Genomic DNA, 14183 nt, shown 5'->3' with positions numbered 1-14183 from the left:
GGGATAAGGTCAACGATAGGTGCCGAGCGTCACGCGGAGCAGCGTGGGCTTGGTGAGATTGAGGCCATAATCGGTCTGGTCACCGTTCCAGACGCGCAGCGTCGTCCAGGTGCCGGCGGCGTCGAAACTGCCTTCCTCGACGCTGAGATATTGCGTGTTCTCGCCCTTCGCCTCGGTGGCGCGGTCAATCTTGATCCGGACGTCGGAGCCGGCGAGCAGGAAGCGGTCCGGCCCGAGCTGCGCCACCGCGACGCCGCCCACCGGCTGGTCGCGGGTCGGATTGGGGTCGGACTTCAACCATTGCGAGTCGCGATCACCGAACTGCCACTGGCCGTATTGCGCGGTGATCTTCCACCGCCCCAGTACGCCGCTCTCGTCCGAGGCGTCGGCGGGCTTGGCGCTGCCCCAGGTCGGATGCTCCAGCGCGACCTTCGCCCAGCCGCGCGCGTTGGGGGCCATCAGCGCGAATTTGTCGCCAAAAGCCGCGATCGTCTCGGCGTCGATCACCTTGCTGCCGAGCGGGTAGTTGACGTAGCCGGTGTCGTCGAAGCCGAACGGCGAGAAACCGATGCCGCCATGGCCGAGCACCGGCCACAGATAGCGCGCATAGGCGATCGCATTGCCCGTCTCCGGGATCATCAGCGCATTGTCGGGCCGCCCGTAGAGCTTGAGGAAGGCGGCATAGGTCTTGGGGTCGGCATTGTAGAGGTCGGGCGCGACGACATCGAGATGCGGCGCGGCGGCCTTCCACACGTCGATGATCGTCCAGTTCGGGCCGCCGCTCGCGCCGCCGTCCTCGCCCGGCGTGGCGAAGGGGCTGCCGACCGCGGCATTGGCGTACATCGGCAGGTCGAGCACCGCGCGGCCCGCCGCGGCGATCTCGTCGACGTAGCGCGCGACGTACCAGCCGTTGAACGCCGCTTCGGCCACCTTGCCGTAGACGGTCGTCCAGTCGCCACGCTTGCCGGTCTTCCTGGCGAGCGCCGCCGGGATCGGCTGGCGGAACAGCGCCTGCGCGGTGGGCGAGAGATCGCGGTTCTGGCCGTAGACGCCGGTCTCGTTCTCGACCTGCACCATGATGACGCGATGGTCGGGATCGTTGGCCTTCAGATGCTGCATCAGCGCGACGAAGGCGCGCTTGTCCGCCTCCAGCGTGGTGCGTGCGTGCGGGGTGAAGGTGGGGTGCGTCGAGCCGTCCGCCTTGCGCATCCGCGGGAAGCGCTTGGGATCGCTCTTCACCCAGGCGGGGGTGTAGCTCGGCCCGGTGTTCTTCCAGGTGCCGAACCACAATAGCACCAGCCGCGTGTCATGCGTCCGCGCGCCGGCGAGCAGGGCGTCGACATAGCTGAAGTCGAACTGCCCCTCGACCGGCTCGACCTGTTCCCAGGCGACCGGGATCTCGAGCGTGTTGGCGTGGATACGCTCCACCATCGGCCAGACCTTGGGCAGCATGCCGGCGTAATTGCTGCTGTTGTTCGCCTGGATGCCGAGCATCAGGAACGGCGCGCCGTCGACCATCAGCGCATGACGCCCGTCGCGTTCGACCATTTTCGGAAGCGGAGCGGCGGTCTGCGCCTGCGCCGCGAACGTTCCGAACCCCAAAGCGGCCGCTGCCAAAGGCGCGGTGAACCACCGCCTGTTCCTGCCCGTCATCGTCATCCTCCCAGATCACATCGGCCCACACGGGTGCCGCTTTGCTGATGGTGGCGCTACCAAGCGGTGAGGCGAATGTCGATAAGTAAGACATAATAGATGGTTAGCGCGATGCGGCGGGGCGCAGGGAAGGGATTGATAAGGGACATTTATCCGCGCGAGCCTTGGCTCGTCCCATACGCCGGCCTGCGAGGTTCGAACCGCTTCCACATGAGATCCGTCACCCCGGACTTGTTCCGGGGTCCACCCGGCCGCAAGCCAGCGATCCATTTTAAAACCACTCTCCTCGCCGCGAGGTGGACCCCGGAACGAGTCCGGGGTGACGGGGTGGGTGGGACGTGTGTAGCGCCACGGCGCTTTGCCTTCCGGCTGCGTGGCTCTCGCGCCGCTGCTCCGGCGGCCCCTGCGCTGATATACTCCCGCTATGCTCTTCTCGATCCCCTGTGATTCGCCAGTCGGTACGTTGACGCTGGTGGCGAGCGACGTCGGTCTCGTTGCGGTGTTGTGGCCGGACGACGATCCGTTGCGCGTTCGCCTCGGTCCGCTCGCCGCCGGCGGCGATCATCCGATCCTCGTCGAGGCCGCCCGCCAGCTGCGCGGCTATTTCGCTGGTGAGCGCACGGCCTTCGATCTGCCGCTGGACTGGCGGGGTACCGCTTTCCAGAAACAGGTATGGGCGGCGCTGCTGACCATCCCTTATGGCGAGACGCGCAGTTATGGTGCCCTAGCGCGTGCGATCGGGCGGCCGGCGGCGTCGCGTGCAGTCGGCGCGGCGAACGGTCGCAATCCGTTGTCGATCGTCGCGCCCTGCCATCGCGTGGTCGGCAGCGCCGGCCATCTCACCGGCTTCGCCGGCGGCCTGCCGGCCAAGGCACTGTTGCTCGCGCTGGAGCGGCGCGCCGGCGAATTGCCGCTGTGATCGGCCTGTGCAACTTTCTGCACACATCGCTGCTCCCGCCGTGCCCCGCCGCGTGAGCGGGCGATGAGGCGCGCGGATAAGCAGTTGAAAACAAACGATTCTTAACTTCCGTTCGTGGCATTGCCTGCCCGGTGCGGATCGCGGCATTGTCCGGCGACGCACCACGGCCAGAAGAGCCGATCTGCGCCGTCATAGAGGATGAGAGGCACCCATGAGCATCACCGTCGCCGCGACGCCGTCCGGAGGACCCGTCTTACCCCCGGCCGCCAAGCCCTGGTATGCGCAACTGTATTTGCAGGTGCTCGTCGCGATCGTCGCCGGCGTCCTGCTCGGCCATTTCGCACCCCAGGCCGGCGAGGCGATGAAGCCGATCGGCGATGCCTTCATCAAATTGGTCAAGATGGTGATCGCGCCGGTGATCTTCCTCACCATCGTCACTGGTATCGCGGGTATGCGCGATCTCGGCGCGGTCGGCCGCGTCGCCGGCAAGGCGTTCGTCTATTTCCTGTTCTTCTCGACGCTCGCGCTGATCGTCGGCCTGATCGTCGCCAACGTGGTGCGGCCGGGCGCGGGGCTCAACATCGATCCCGCCAGCCTCGACACCAGCAAGGTCGCCGAATTCGCCGAGAAGGCACATGAATCGACGATCACCGGCTTCCTGACCGGCATCATCCCCGACACGTTCCTGTCGTCGCTGACGCAGGGCAACATCCTGCAGGTGCTGTTCGTCTCGATCCTGTTCGGCATCGCGCTGGCGCTGATCGGCGATCGCGGCACCAAGGTGCTGAGCGTGCTCGAGGACGTCTCGCTCGCCTTCTTCAAGGTGGTCAGCATCGTCATGAAGGCGGCGCCGATCGGCGCGTTCGGCGCGATGGCCTTCACCATCGGCAAATATGGCGTCGGCACGCTCGCCAATCTCGCGATGCTGGTCGGCACCTTCTATTTCACCTCGCTGCTGTTCGTCCTCGTCGTGCTCGGCACGGTGAGCTGGCTGTGCGGTTTCTCGATCCTGCGGCTGATCTCCTATCTCAAGGCGGAGCTGCTGCTGGTGCTCGGCACTTCGTCGTCGGAAAGCGCGCTGCCCGCGCTGATCGAGAAGATGGAGCGCGCCGGCTGCCCCAAGTCGATCGTCGGGCTCGTCGTGCCGACCGGCTATTCGTTCAACCTCGACGGCACCAACATCTACATGACGCTGGCAGCGTTGTTCATCGCGCAGGCGTGCAACGTCGACCTGACGCTCGGCCAGCAATTGCTGTTGCTCGGCGTGGCGATGCTGTCGTCGAAGGGCGCGGCCGGAGTCACCGGTGCGGGCTTCATCACGCTCGCCGCGACGCTGTCGATCGTACCGAGCGTGCCGGTCGCCGGCATGGCGCTGATCCTCGGCGTCGACCGCTTCATGAGCGAATGCCGCAGCCTGACCAACTTCATCGGCAATGCGGTAGCGACCGTGGTCGTATCGCGCTGGGAAGGACGGCTCGACACCGCGCAGCTCCACGCCGCACTGCATGGCGAGGCCCTGCGCGTCGACCAGCTGCCCGCCGAGGCGGTGCCCGCCGAATAACGCGTCGCGTCCTCCCCGTCGGTCGCCGCGCCCTCATCCTTCTCCCGACCGGGGAGGGACAGAGAGGAAGGCGGCGACGGGTGAGGGCGACGATCGCCCATAAGGATATCCCCATGTTGCTCCGTGCTCGCGCCCTCGCCGGCGCCACTGCTCTGCTCACCCTCGTCACCACCGCCGCCACTGCGCAGACCAGCGTCGCGCCGAGCGAATCCGGCCAGACCCGCGATCCCGCGACGCCGACGGTGACCAGCTATCCCGCCGCCGCCGCGGGTGACGGCGCGACCACCAACGGCTTCAATCTGTCGCGCTGGGCGGAGGATTGGCGCAGCTATCGCGATCCCGCCAAGCGCGACGACTTCCTCGATCGGCTCAAGTTCCTGCCGCTCGATGGCGATGGCGATGTCTATCTGACGCTGTCGGGGGAGGTGCGGCTGCGCGTCAACCACACCACCAACCCCAATCTGCGCGATTCGCGCGCGCAGCGGCAGGACATCAACCGCATCGTCGGCGGCGCCGACCTGCACGTCGGTCCGCATTTCCGCGCCTTCGCCGAGATCGCGCATGGCGGCATCTCCGGCGTCGAGCTCGGCGCGCCGGCGGCGACGCTGCGCAACGACCTCGTGCTGCAACAGGCGTTCGTCGAGGGCAATGCCGAAGTCGACGGCATCGCGATCGGTGCGCGCTACGGCCGGCAGGAATTCACCGACGGTCCCAATCTGCTGACCTCGCAGCGCGACAACAATACCATCCGCTACACGCTCAACGGCATCCGCGCCTGGGCACGCGGCAGCCGGGTGCGCGCCGATCTCTTCGACTTCAAGCCGACGCAATATGGCGATCTCGGCACCGACGACGACATCAGCGATCCGGCACGGCGTTTCTCAGGCGTGACGCTGGGCTATGCCGTGCCGAACGGCTGGTTCGGCGGCTCGAAGATCTTCGTCGATCCGTTCTTCTGGCGGCGACGCAATACGGTGGGCGCCTGGGGCGGCCGCATCGGCCCGGCGACGCGCTATTATGTCGGCACGCATATCTATGGCGATGCCGGCCCGGTGACGGTCGACTGGACGATCAACCATCAATACGGCCATTATATCAACCAGGACATCGACGCCTGGCAGCTGTTCTTTGCGCAGACCTACCGACTCGGCAGATCCAAGACCGCGCCGCGCGTCGGTATTCATATGGACTATGCGAGCGGCGGCGGCGGGTACGGCGACGGCAAGCTGCGCGATGCCTATGCGCCGTTCGGCAACAACATCTACTACAGCTACGGCCTGTTCCTGACCCCGTCGAACCTGATCGCAGTGGCCCCAAATTTCACCTTCTCGCCAGTGAAGACGGTGCGCGTCACCGCCGAATATCAGCTCGCGTGGCGCGATAGCGTCACCGACGCGGTCTATCGCGCCAACGGCCAGCCATTCGCCGGCACGCAGCGCGTCGGCGATGCCAAGATCGGCGACGTGATGCGGCTGCAGGCGGTCTGGTCGATCAGCCCGCGCCTGTCGTTCACCGGCCGCTACGAGCATCTCGCCGCCGGCCCGTCGCTGTCCAAGGCGGGGTTCAAGAGTTCCGACTTCATGGCCGGCTGGCTCAGCTTCCGCTTCTGAGGAGGCCCGGAAGCTTCCGCGCTGCTCGTTGACCGATGCGGTCCATTGCTGTGCCGTCCCGTCCGCGACGGACTATTCCACGCCGTACAGGCACGCGGTTTCGTCGATCCGGTATGGACGCCGCGACCCGCGCGGGTCAAAGGCGGGGGATGAGCGATGACCTGCTGATCCAGACAGAGGGTGCCGTCGGCCGGCTGCGCCTCAACCGTCCCAAGGCGCTGCATGCGCTCAACCGCGCCATGTGCGACGGCATGCTCGCCGCGCTGGAGGCGTGGCGGAGCGACGCCGACGTCGCCGCGGTGCTGCTCGACCATGCCGAGGGGCGCGGCTTCTGTGCCGGGGGCGACATCCGCATGCTGAGCGAGAGCGGCGCGACCGACGGCGCGGCGGCGCGCGGTTTCTTCCTCAGCGAATACCGGCTCAACCACCGGCTCTTCACCTATGCCAAGCCGACGGTGTCGGTGATGGATGGGGTGACGATGGGCGGCGGTGTCGGCATCGCCTTGCCCTGCCGCTACCGCATCGCCACCGAGAATACGCGATTCGCGATGCCGGAGACGGGGATCGGCCTGTTCCCCGATGTCGGTGGCGGCTGGTATCTGGCGCGGCTGCCGGGACGGATCGGTCAGTTCCTCGCGCTTACCGGCCATCGCCTCGACGGCGCCGAGGCGCATGCGCTGGGGCTCGCGACGCATTATCTGCCTGCCGCCGCGGTGGAAGCCGCCAAGGCGGCGATCGTCGCCGATCCGCGCGATATCGACGGTGCGCTCGATCGGCTCGCCGTGACGCCGCCGGCCGCCAAGCTGCTGTCGCACCGCGACGAGATCGACCGGCTGTTCGCCTCCGACACGCTGGAGGACGTGCTGGCGACGCTTGAAGCCGACGACGGCGCCTTTGCCGCCGAACAGCTCGCCATCCTGCGGACCAAGTCGCCGCAGGCGATGAAGGTGTCGCTGCGGCTGCTCTACGACGGCGGGCTGATGCAGAGCTTCGCCGACGAGATGGTGCAGGAATATGCCGTCGCCTGCCGCGTCGTGCAGCGCCACGACTTCCTCGAAGGGGTGCGCGCGGTGATCGTCGACAAGGACCAGACGCCGCGCTGGCAGCCGCCGACCGCCGAAGACGTCACCGACCACGTCATCGACCAGATTTTCGCGCCGATGCCCGAGGGCGAGGCGTGGACGCCCGCATAAGGAGAGCCGCCGTGTCCGATTATCAGACCATCCTCGTCGAGCGGCGCGATCGCGTCACGCTCATCACGCTCAACCGGCCCGAGGCGCTCAACGCGCTCAACGCGCAGGTGCTCGCCGACCTGCTCGCCGCGCTGGCGGCGTTCGACGCCGATCTCGATCAGGGCTGCGCGGTGCTGACCGGCAGCGCCAAGGCGTTCGCGGCGGGGGCGGACATCAAGGAAATGCAGGCGATGGACTTCGCCGCGATGTACGGCCGCAACCATTTCGCCGGATACGAGACGCTGACCGCGACGCGCAAGCCGATCATCGCCGCGGTGGCGGGCTATGCGCTCGGCGGCGGCTGCGAGCTGGCGATGATGTGCGACTTCATCCTCGCCGCCGACACCGCCAAGTTCGGCCAGCCCGAGGTCAAGCTCGCGGTCAGCCCCGGTATGGGCGGCTCGCAGCGGCTCGCCCGCGCGGTCGGCAAGGCCAAGGCGATGGAGATGTGCCTCACCGGCCGCATGATGGATGCCGCCGAGGCGGAGCGCGCCGGTTTGGTGAGCCGGGTGATCCCCGCGGCGGACCTGGTCGAGGAAGCGATGAAGACCGCCGCGACGATCGCCGGTATGGCGCCGCTCGCGGTGCTGGCGAACAAGGAGATGGTCAACGCCGCGTTCGAGACGACGCTGGCGCAGGGGGTGCAGTTCGAGCGGCGGTTGTTCCACGGCCTGTTCGGTACCGCGGACCAGAAGGAAGGCATGGCGGCGTTCGTCGAAAAGCGGCCGGGGGCGTGGACGGGGCGGTAAGGCTCTAAACCCCTCCCCTTCAGGGGAGGGGTTTACCGCGTCAGGAACCGTTCCACCGCGGCGAGCGCCTGCGCCTGCACCGCTCCCGGTGCGTCGCTTGCGTCGATCACCGCGTGGCGGTCCGGCGCTGCCGCCGCCTGCGTCAGGAACGCCTCGCGGATGCGCTGGTGGAAGGCGAGGTCGAGGCTCTCGAACCGCCCTTCGTCGATCCCCCCGTCGGACAGACGTTTGCGGCTGCGCGCCAGCCCCACCGCCGGATCGACATCGAGCACCAAAGTCAGGTCCGGCCACAGATCGTCGACCATCGCGGCGTGCAGTTCGCGGATCAGCGCTTCCGACATGCCGCGCCCGGCGCCCTGATAGGCGAGCGTCGACCCGGCGTAGCGATCGGACACGACGACCCGCCCCGCCGCCACCGCCGGCAGCACGACGCGCGCGACATGCTGCACGCGTGCCGCGGTCATCAGCAGCAGTTCCGCGCGCGGCTCCCAGGCGGCGTCCTCGCCCGCCAGCAGCAGCCCGCGCAACGCCTCGCCCTGCGCCGTGCCGCCCGGCTCGCGGGTGCCGACCACGTCGTGGTCGCGCGCCTGCAGACCGGCGACGAGCCGGCGGACGACGCCGCTCTTGCCCGAGCCGTCGACGCCTTCGACGGCGATGAACGCCCCCGCCATCAGTCGCGCCGCCAGATCTGCGACTTGCAGATGAACCCGCCAATCAGACAGCCGCGTACGTTGAGCGTGTCGCCGTCCACCATCGTGACGCTCGATCCGAATGCCCGGCCCATATCGGGGACATAGATCTGTCCCGACCAGCGCCGCTTGCCGTCCGCCTTATAGTCGCGCAGCAAGGCGGTGCCGATCAGCGGCGGATACCCCTTGTCGGCGACGTCGCTTTTCGCCTTGTCGCTGGCGCGGATCACCCAGCCGCATACTTTGTCGCCGCAGCGCCCGGTTCGCACCGCGACGCTGTTCTTGGGATTGTGCCAGGTGCCGAGGATCGCCGCCGACGGCGGGACCGCCGGCGCGGCGGCGGCGAGGAGCAGGGACAGGATCACGGACGGGAGATGGTCGGCCGCGCTCAGCCGCGCAACTGCTGATGGTGACGGATCACCTCGTCGATGATGAAGCGCAGGAATTTCTCGCTGAATTCGGGATCGAGCTCCGCCTCCTCGGCGAGCCGGCGCAGCCGCGCGATCTGGCGTTCCTCGCGGCCGGGATCGGCGGCGGGCAGGCCCGAGGTCGCCTTGTGACGGCCGACCGCCTGCGTCACCTTGAACCGTTCGGCGAGCAGATGGACCAGCGCCGCATCGATGTTGTCGATGCTCTTGCGATATCCCTGCAGCACGTCGTCGCTCATGCCTCGCCTTTCCTTGGTCGCTGTCCGCCTCCCATGGGGTGTGTTGCACCCGCGAGCAAGACTTGCGTTCGCGAAGGCGAGAGGCCACAGCGCAGGGCGAGATGACCGCAACCATCCATCGCCTCGACAACCGCGAACCGTCGCTGGAGCCGCTGCTCCAGCTCGTCGCGGGGGACATGAACGCCGTCAACACGGTGATCCTCGACCGTATGCAGTCGCAAATCCCGCTGATCCCGGAACTTGCCGGGCATCTCATCGCCGGCGGCGGCAAGCGGATGCGGCCGATGCTGACGCTCAGCAGCGCGCGGCTGATCGGCTATACCGGCACGCGGCACCACCGCCTCGCCGCCTCGGTCGAATTCATCCATACCGCAACGCTGCTCCACGACGACGTCGTCGACGGGTCGGACCTGCGCCGCGGCAAGCGCACCGCCAACATCATCTGGGGCAATCCGGCGAGCGTGCTGGTCGGCGACTTCCTGTTCAGCCGCAGCTTCGAGCTGATGGTCGAGGACGGCAGCCTCAAGGTGCTGAAGATCCTGTCGAACGCCTCGGCGGTGATCGCGGAGGGCGAGGTCAACCAGCTCACCGCCGCGCGCCGCGTCGACTTAGGCGAGGACCGCTATCTCGACATCATCAACGCCAAGACCGCGGCGCTGTTCGCCGCCGCCTGCCGCATTTCGGCGGTGGTCGCCGAACGGCCCGAGGGCGAGGAACTGGCGCTCGACGCTTATGGCCGCAACCTCGGCATCGCCTTCCAGCTCGTCGACGACGCGATCGATTACGTGTCGGACGCGGGGACGATGGGCAAGGATGCCGGCGACGATTTCCGCGAGGGCAAGATGACGCTGCCCGTGATCCTCGCCTACGCCCGCGGCGACGCGGAGGATCGCAAGTTCTGGAAGGACGCGATCGAGGGGCGGCGCCAGTCCGACGCGGATTTCGCCCACGCCATCGATCTGGTGCGCAAGACGCGTTCGGTCGACGACACGCTTGCCCGCGCCCGCCATTACGGCCAGCGCGCGATCGACGCGATCGGCGGCTTCGCCAACGGCAAGGCCAAGGACGCGATGATCGAGGCGGTCGAGTTCGCGGTCGCGCGGGCCTATTGAGGGCTAGGGGGCGCGCTTCAACACGCGACGCACTCCCCACCCATTTCGACCTGCAAGGTCGCGTGGCCGATCGCGAACCGCTCGTGCAACATGCCGCGCGCCGCGACGAGGAAACCGTCTCCGGGATGACCGGTCGGGATCACCAGATGCGCAGTCAGCACCGGCTCGGTGGTCGACATCGCCCAGATGTGCAGGTCGTGGACCTTGGTCACGCCAGGCAGCGCCTCGAGCGCGCCGGTGACCGCATCGTAATCGATCGCCCGCGGCACCGCGGCGAGGCTCATCTCGACCGTCTCGCGCAGCAGGCCCCAGGTCTGCCAGAAGATCAGTGCGGCGATCACGAGGCTGACCAGCGGATCGATCCACCCCAGGCCGGTCGCCCAGATCGCAACGCCGGCCAGCACCACGCCCGCCGACACCATCGCGTCGCTCAGCATGTGGAGATAGGCACCGCGGATATTGATGTCGCCCTTGCGCCCGCGCGCGAACAGCCAGGCGGTGAAGGCGTTGATCGCGATGCCGATGCCGGCGACGACGGAGACGGTGAGGCCGGCGACGACGGGCGGGTTGCCGAGCCGCTGCACCGCCTCGGTCACGATTGCGCCGAGCGCGACGAGCAGGAACAGCGCATTGGCGAGCGCGGCGAGGATCGTCGATCCTTTCAGCCCGTAGGTGAAGCGCTTGGTCGGCGCGGTCCGCGCCAGCGCCGCCCCGCCCCAGGCGACGGCGAGGCCGAGCACGTCGGACAGATTATGGCCGGCGTCGGCGAGCAGCGCGACCGAGCCGGTCCACAGCCCGGCACCCCCTTCGGCGAGGACATAGGCGATGTTGAGCGCGATCCCGATCGCGAAGGCGCGGTCGAACGACGCGGGGGCGTGGGAATGGCCGTGGCCGTGGCTATGACCGTGGTCGTGGCCGCCGTGATCGTGTCCGTGGTGATGATGTCCGCCCAATGGTCCCGTCCGGCTGCCGTCGTGGTGCCATGCCTATCATCCGCGGGGCGGGAGATACTAGGACGCGGGCGATGACCTTTTCGTCATCTGGCGGCGAGGTTCGTCACCCCGGCCTCTCGCCGGGGTCCTGCTTCTTCCGGCTCGATAGGAAGCGGATGCCGGACCAAGTCCGGCATGACGGTGGTTCGGCGTCAGGATTTGCCGAACATCCCGCCAAGGCCGCCGAGCAGGCCGCCGAGGCCGCCCTGTTCGCCGTTCGCGCCGCCGAGCAGCGCGCCGAGATTGCCGAGCGCGCCTTCGCCGCCGAGATGGCCGAGGATCTGCTGGAGCACGTCGGGCGAGAGGCCGGTCGAATCGGCGGCGCCCGCGACGGTGTCGCCGGGCTGGGTGTGCGCCTCGCCGAGCGCGCTGATCGCCGCGGTCAGCTGTTCGGGCGACAGGCCGATGCGTTCGGCGAGATTGGTGATCGCGGGATTGCCGGCCACCTGGCCGAGGATGCCGTCCAACAGACCCATGATGTGTTTCCTTCGTTATGAACGACGGGGGTATAGCAGCGCGGGCGTATCGCGTCGCGCGGCGATCCATGGCATGGCGCCGCGACCGTGACCGACCTGCCGATCCTCGCCGTCCTGCCCGATCTGCTCGCCGCCTTGCGCGCGCGGCCCAATGCGGTGCTCGTCGCGCCGCCGGGGGCGGGCAAGACCACCGCGGTCGCACCCGCGCTGCTCCGCGAGGACTGGTGCAGCGGCGAGGTCCTGCTGCTCTCGCCGCGGCGGCTCGCGGCGCGGGCGGCGGCGGAGCGGATGGCGGCGCTGGCCGGCGAAGCGGTCGGCGGCACCTTCGGCTATGCGACGCGGATGGACAGCCGACGCTCCGCCGCGACGCGGGTGACGGTGGTGACCGAAGGCATCTTCGTTGCGCGCATCCAGAGCGATCCCGAACTCGCCGGCATCTCGGCGGTGCTGTTCGACGAGGTCCACGAGCGCAGCCTCGACGGCGATTTCGGCCTCGCGCTGGCGCTCGACGCGCAAGCGGCGCTGCGGCCCGACCTGCGCATCGTCGCGATGTCGGCGACGCTCGACGGTGCACGGTTCGCCAGCCTGCTCGGCGATGCGCCGGTGATCGAGAGCGAGGGGCGCAGCTATCCGCTCGCGCTGCGCCACCTCGGCCGGGCGGGCGACGGCCGGATCGAGGATGCGATGGCGAGCGCGATCCGCCGCGCGCTCGGCGAGGCGGAGGGCGGCGTGCTCGCCTTCCTGCCCGGCGTCGCCGAGATCGAGCGGACCGCCGAACGGCTCGCGGGGCTGCCCGACGATATCGTCATCCACGAACTGCACGGCAGCCTCGATCCCGCCGCGCAGCGTGCCGCGATCAAGCCCGAGCCCGATGGCCGGCGCAAGCTGGTGCTCGCCACCTCGATCGCCGAGACCAGTTTGACGCTCGACGGCATCCGCATCGTCGTCGATTCGGGACTGGCGCGACGGCCGCGCTACGATCGTGCCGCGGGGATGACGCGGCTGGTGACCGAGCGGGCGAGCCAGGCGGCGGTGATCCAGCGCGCCGGCCGTGCGGCGCGACTCGGGCCGGGCGTAGCCTATCGCCTGTGGGAGGAGGCGGCCACCGGCGGCCTGCCGCGGTTCGATCCGCCGGAGATCCTCGAGGCCGATCTGTCCGGCCTCGTCCTCGCCGCGGCGCTATGGGGCGTCCACGATCCGCGCGACCTCGCCTTTCTCGATCCGCCGCCCGCCGCGGCGGTGGCGGAGGCACGCGAACGGCTGACGGCGCTGGCGGCGATCGACGGCGATGGCCGGCCGACCGTGCACGGGCGGCGGATCGCGGCGATGCCGATGCCGCCGCGGCTCGCGCATATGCTGCTGCGCGCCGGCGAGATGGGGCAGGGGCGGATCGCCGCCGAGGTCGCGGTGCTGCTGTCGGAGCGCGGGCTCGGCGGCAACGATCCCGATCTCGACGCGCGGTTGCGGCGCTGGCGTGGCGAGCGCGGCACCAAGGCGGTGGCGGCATGCAAGCTCGCCGAACGATGGGCGAAGCTGGTCGGCGACGGCGGCAGCGCCGAGGGCGTCGAGGTGGCGATCGCGCTTGCCTTCCCCGACCGGATCGCGCGCGCGCGCGATGCCAGCGGCGAATATTGGGCGTCGGTCGGCGGACGCGGCTTCCGGCTCGATCCGACGACCGCATTGGCGCGCAGCGACTGGCTGGCGGTGGCGGAGACGCAGGGGGCGGCGTCGGGCGCGCGCATCCTCGCCGCCGCGCCGATTACGCTGGCGACGATCGAACGGTTGTTCGCCGACCGGATCGAGACGCACCGGACGGTGGATTTCGATCCGGCGACCGGTGGCGTGACGACATTGCGCGAGCGGCGGCTCGGCGCGCTGCGGCTGTCGTCCGGACCCGATTCGCAGGCCGATCCCGCGGCGGTGGCGGCGGCGCTGCTCGAAGGCGTGCAGACGCATGGCCTCGCGCTGCTGCCGTGGCGCGAGGGCGGCGAGGTGCTGAAAGCGCGCGCGCGCTATGCCGGGATCGGGCTCGACGCGATGCTGGTCGAGCGGCTCGACGAATGGCTGCCGCCGCTGCTCGCGGGCAAGCGGCGGCTCGACGCGATCCCCGGCGGTGCGCTGACCGATGCGATCCGCAACCTGATCGGCTGGGACGGCATGCGGCACGTCGACCGGCTCGCGCCCGCCGATTTCACGAGCCCCGCCGGCAGCACGCACGCCATCGATTATGCGGCGGAGGGCGGCCCCAAAGTTGAGCTGCGCGTGCAGGCGCTGTTCGGGCTCGCCGAGCATCCGCGGATCGGATCGGAGCGGGTGCCGCTGGTGCTCAGCCTGACCTCGCCCGCGGGCCGGCCGATCCAGACGACGCGCGACCTGCCGGGCTTCTGGGCGGGGAGCTGGAGCGCGGTGGCGAAGGAGATGCGCGGCCGCTATCCCAAACATCCCTGGCCCGACGATCCCGCCGCCGCGACCGCGACGCTGCGCACCAAAAAGGCGGATGCGCGCGCCGCCGGGACGCGCTAA

At 69.1% G+C, this 14183-nt stretch carries 13 protein-coding genes; 7 read left to right on the top strand and 6 right to left on the bottom strand.

The window, feature by feature from the left end; translation table 11 throughout:
- Nucleotides 1-9: 9 nt before the first annotated feature.
- A complete protein-coding gene (locus MC45_RS09800) occupies nt 10-1653 on the bottom strand; it encodes a DUF5597 domain-containing protein (protein WP_245640697.1) in 1644 nt (547 codons plus the stop codon).
- Nucleotides 1654-2077: 424 nt separating this feature from the next.
- On the opposite strand from MC45_RS09800, the gene MC45_RS09795 reads away from it, so the two are divergent.
- From MC45_RS09795 to MC45_RS09775, 5 genes are all read left to right on the top strand, one after another.
- Nucleotides 2078-2572 carry a methylated-DNA--[protein]-cysteine S-methyltransferase gene (locus MC45_RS09795; protein ID WP_038662432.1) on the top strand — a complete coding sequence of 165 codons (495 nt, stop codon included), beginning with the start codon at nt 2078-2080 and terminating at the stop codon, nt 2570-2572.
- 211 nt (nt 2573-2783) lie between these two features.
- Nucleotides 2784-4133 (top strand): dicarboxylate/amino acid:cation symporter, encoded by a 1350-nt coding sequence (locus tag MC45_RS09790; RefSeq protein WP_038662429.1) that lies wholly within the window; start codon nt 2784-2786, stop codon nt 4131-4133.
- A 113-nt stretch (nt 4134-4246) separates the two neighbouring features.
- Nucleotides 4247-5743, top strand: coding sequence for an alginate export family protein (locus tag MC45_RS09785; RefSeq protein ID WP_081974401.1), 1497 nt, complete (start codon nt 4247-4249; stop codon nt 5741-5743).
- A 149-nt stretch (nt 5744-5892) separates the two neighbouring features.
- Complete coding sequence (locus MC45_RS09780; RefSeq protein WP_038662426.1) at nt 5893-6936, top strand: enoyl-CoA hydratase/isomerase family protein; 1044 nt, start codon at nt 5893-5895, stop codon at nt 6934-6936.
- Nucleotides 6937-6947: 11 nt separating this feature from the next.
- Nucleotides 6948-7724 carry an enoyl-CoA hydratase gene (locus MC45_RS09775; protein WP_038662422.1) on the top strand — a complete coding sequence of 259 codons (777 nt, stop codon included), beginning with the start codon at nt 6948-6950 and terminating at the stop codon, nt 7722-7724.
- Nucleotides 7725-7756: 32 nt separating this feature from the next.
- On the opposite strand, the gene tmk is transcribed toward MC45_RS09775, so the two are convergent.
- From tmk to MC45_RS09760, 3 genes are read right to left on the bottom strand one after another with little or no spacing between them, the layout of a single operon-like run.
- A complete protein-coding gene (gene tmk / locus MC45_RS09770) occupies nt 7757-8395 on the bottom strand; it encodes a dTMP kinase (RefSeq protein WP_038662419.1) in 639 nt (212 codons plus the stop codon).
- Nucleotides 8395-8778: a DUF2147 domain-containing protein gene (locus tag MC45_RS09765; protein ID WP_052075603.1), complete on the bottom strand. Its 384-nt coding sequence runs from the start codon at nt 8776-8778 to the stop codon at nt 8395-8397. Before MC45_RS09765 ends, tmk begins: the two co-directional genes overlap by 1 nt.
- Nucleotides 8779-8801: 23 nt before the next feature.
- Nucleotides 8802-9080 carry a chorismate mutase gene (locus MC45_RS09760; protein WP_038662415.1) on the bottom strand — a complete coding sequence of 93 codons (279 nt, stop codon included), beginning with the start codon at nt 9078-9080 and terminating at the stop codon, nt 8802-8804.
- 101 nt (nt 9081-9181) lie between these two features.
- Here MC45_RS09760 and MC45_RS09755 point away from each other — a divergent pair, with 101 nt between their 5' ends.
- Nucleotides 9182-10192: a polyprenyl synthetase family protein gene (locus MC45_RS09755; protein ID WP_038662412.1), complete on the top strand. Its 1011-nt coding sequence runs from the start codon at nt 9182-9184 to the stop codon at nt 10190-10192.
- A 17-nt stretch (nt 10193-10209) separates the two neighbouring features.
- Here the strand turns inward: MC45_RS09755 and MC45_RS09750 are convergent, their stop codons facing one another.
- Together MC45_RS09750 and MC45_RS09745 are read right to left on the bottom strand one after the other, a co-directional pair.
- Complete coding sequence (locus MC45_RS09750; protein WP_038662409.1) at nt 10210-11145, bottom strand: cation diffusion facilitator family transporter; 936 nt, start codon at nt 11143-11145, stop codon at nt 10210-10212.
- 191 nt (nt 11146-11336) lie between these two features.
- On the bottom strand, nt 11337-11660 hold the full coding sequence (locus MC45_RS09745; RefSeq protein ID WP_038662407.1) for a hypothetical protein: 324 nt from the start codon (nt 11658-11660) through the stop codon (nt 11337-11339).
- An 87-nt stretch (nt 11661-11747) separates the two neighbouring features.
- Between MC45_RS09745 and hrpB the strand changes: the two genes are divergently transcribed.
- Nucleotides 11748-14183, top strand: a complete 2436-nt coding sequence (gene hrpB, locus MC45_RS09740; protein WP_038662405.1) for an ATP-dependent helicase HrpB — start codon at nt 11748-11750, stop codon at nt 14181-14183.

The organism is Sphingomonas taxi (assembly GCF_000764535.1).
Taxonomy (GTDB): Bacteria; Pseudomonadota; Alphaproteobacteria; order Sphingomonadales; family Sphingomonadaceae; genus Sphingomonas; species Sphingomonas taxi.
This window is presented reverse-complemented; position numbering and strand designations above follow the sequence as displayed.

What these genes read in the sequence shown, in the direction of transcription:
- MC45_RS09800 (WP_245640697.1), bottom strand. Translation starts at nt 1,653, where the DNA reads ATGACGGGCAGGAACAGGCGGTGGTTCACCGCGCCTTTGGCAGCGGCC.
- MC45_RS09795 (WP_038662432.1), top strand. Translation starts at nt 2,078, where the DNA reads ATGCTCTTCTCGATCCCCTGTGATTCGCCAGTCGGTACGTTGACGCTG.
- MC45_RS09790 (WP_038662429.1), top strand. Translation starts at nt 2,784, where the DNA reads ATGAGCATCACCGTCGCCGCGACGCCGTCCGGAGGACCCGTCTTACCC.
- MC45_RS09785 (WP_081974401.1), top strand. Translation starts at nt 4,247, where the DNA reads ATGTTGCTCCGTGCTCGCGCCCTCGCCGGCGCCACTGCTCTGCTCACC.
- MC45_RS09780 (WP_038662426.1), top strand. Translation starts at nt 5,893, where the DNA reads ATGAGCGATGACCTGCTGATCCAGACAGAGGGTGCCGTCGGCCGGCTG.
- tmk (WP_038662419.1), bottom strand. Translation starts at nt 8,395, where the DNA reads ATGGCGGGGGCGTTCATCGCCGTCGAAGGCGTCGACGGCTCGGGCAAG.
- MC45_RS09760 (WP_038662415.1), bottom strand. Translation starts at nt 9,080, where the DNA reads ATGAGCGACGACGTGCTGCAGGGATATCGCAAGAGCATCGACAACATC.
- MC45_RS09755 (WP_038662412.1), top strand. Translation starts at nt 9,182, where the DNA reads ATGACCGCAACCATCCATCGCCTCGACAACCGCGAACCGTCGCTGGAG.
- MC45_RS09745 (WP_038662407.1), bottom strand. Translation starts at nt 11,660, where the DNA reads ATGGGTCTGTTGGACGGCATCCTCGGCCAGGTGGCCGGCAATCCCGCG.